Source organism: Collinsella sp., from assembly GCF_052346665.1.
Lineage (GTDB): Bacteria > Actinomycetota > Coriobacteriia > Coriobacteriales > Coriobacteriaceae > Collinsella.
This window is the reverse complement of record NZ_DAWDUX010000051.1, coordinates 1-1660: the sequence shown is the minus strand read 5'-3', so window position 1 is coordinate 1660 and position 1660 is coordinate 1. Positions and strand designations below refer to the sequence as shown.

The following is a 1660-nucleotide window of genomic DNA, read 5'->3' as shown; positions in this document are numbered from 1 at the left end:
TGGCTTGAATGATTGGGGAGCTGCTAGTGCTGGGATTGATTGCATGATTTTGCTTTTCGCCTGTGGCGATCACGTTGCGCCCGATGTCATCGCCTTGCGCGGCGAGGCCGATGCCGAGCGCGCCGAAGACGGCGAGGAGCTTGTCGAGGCGGATACCGGTGGCGTCACCGAGCTCGAGGGACGCCAGCAGGCGCTCGGACACGCCCGCCGCCGCGGCGAGCTGGGCACGCGTGAGACCTTGACTCTCGCGGGAGCGGCGTACGTAGATTCCGGCTTGGCGCGGCGTGACAATCGGCATCGTGTCCATGGACTCCTCCTCATGCAAAAGTATGCAGATTAGTATATCTGCAAAAGTATGCATACCAAGAATAGTATATCGACAAGGTTTGATTGCATCTGTGCCGTGAATTGCTTCGATAGCCCTCTAGGCAAAGGTTCGGCGGGAAGCAGTTCCATGTTATTTCCGCCTACCGAAGAGCTCTTGCATATAGAACACAACGCTCTATATTAAGAACGAAGTATCCTATGGCATGGAAGGTGATTATGCGACTTGCCTCCCACATCGTTCGCTTTGATATGCGGGGCATTCCCGTAATCGGCAACACGGCTTCCGGCGCCCTTGTGGGCCTCACGCCGGAAGGGGCTGAGCTGTGCGACGCTATGTTGGAGCGTGAAGTCGCCATGGATGAGGTTCCCGCTGGATGCAAGGAGCTCGTGGCTCATTTTGTCAGTCATGGGTTTACGGAAGAGGCTGAAGCGGGTGGGTGCAACCACCTCGCGTCCGCCTATCTCCATGTGTCGAATACCTGCAACCTCTCGTGTGTTGGGTGCTACTCGGCCGACTGCAATCGCAACCGAGCTGTCGACCCGAGTCTTGATGATCTGTGCCACGCGATTGACGTCCTTGCCTGCCTGGGTGTCACGCGCTTGGTGATTTCGGGCGGCGAGCCGTTCTTGCGCGAAGACCTGCCGGAAATCGCGCAGCATGCGCGCGAGCAGGAGATGACGAACATCACTGTTCTGACCAACGGCACGCATTGCAGTGATGAGGCGTTTGCAAAGCTGGCGGGCAGTGTCGATGTGGTTTCCGTTTCCTTCGACGGCACGAGTCCAGAGGCTCCTGCGTGCATCAGGGGAGAGCAGCTGTTCGAGGTGCTTGTCGACACCGTTAAACGCATCCAGTCTGCGGGAATCCACGCGCATATGCTGCCCACGCTGCATGCGCGCAACGTTCAGGATGTCCCCGCTTACGTCGAGTTGTCAAAACAATTGGGATGCACGGTTGGCTTTAGCCTGCTGAGCGGCACGCATGCAGACTTGGGCGACCTCATGCCCGACGATTCTTGTCTTGCCGAGCTTGCGGACATCATGGTCGAGGTGGCGAGCAAGGGCGATGCCGTGTCGATTGACGACGCCTTCAATCCCATGCGGGCACTGTCCGTTCGCACCTGCTGTGGTGCCGGCAAGAACTCGGTGAGCGTTGCTTCGGACGGAACGGTGTATCCCTGCCACATGCTTCATAAACCCGAGTTCGCTCTGGGCAATGCGTTCACCGATGACGCAGCTGCGATTGCGGATAATCTTTCTCAGTTCACCTTGCCTTCGGTGGAGGAAATCGAGGGCTGCTCATCGTGCGAAAACCGATACTTCTGTGGAGGTG

The 1660-nt window shown here is 57.9% G+C and carries 2 protein-coding genes; one reads left to right on the top strand and one right to left on the bottom strand.

Annotation, left to right across the window (positions count from 1 at the left end; all coding sequences use genetic code 11):
- The coding region (locus ACT8II_RS08540; RefSeq protein ID WP_443813797.1) for a helix-turn-helix domain-containing protein at positions 1-307 on the bottom strand (307 nt) is incomplete at its 3' end.
- Between the two features lie 236 nt (positions 308-543).
- Between ACT8II_RS08540 and ACT8II_RS08535 the strand changes: the two genes are divergently transcribed.
- Positions 544-1660: radical SAM protein (locus ACT8II_RS08535; RefSeq protein ID WP_443813795.1), on the top strand; the 1117-nt coding region annotated here is incomplete at its 3' end.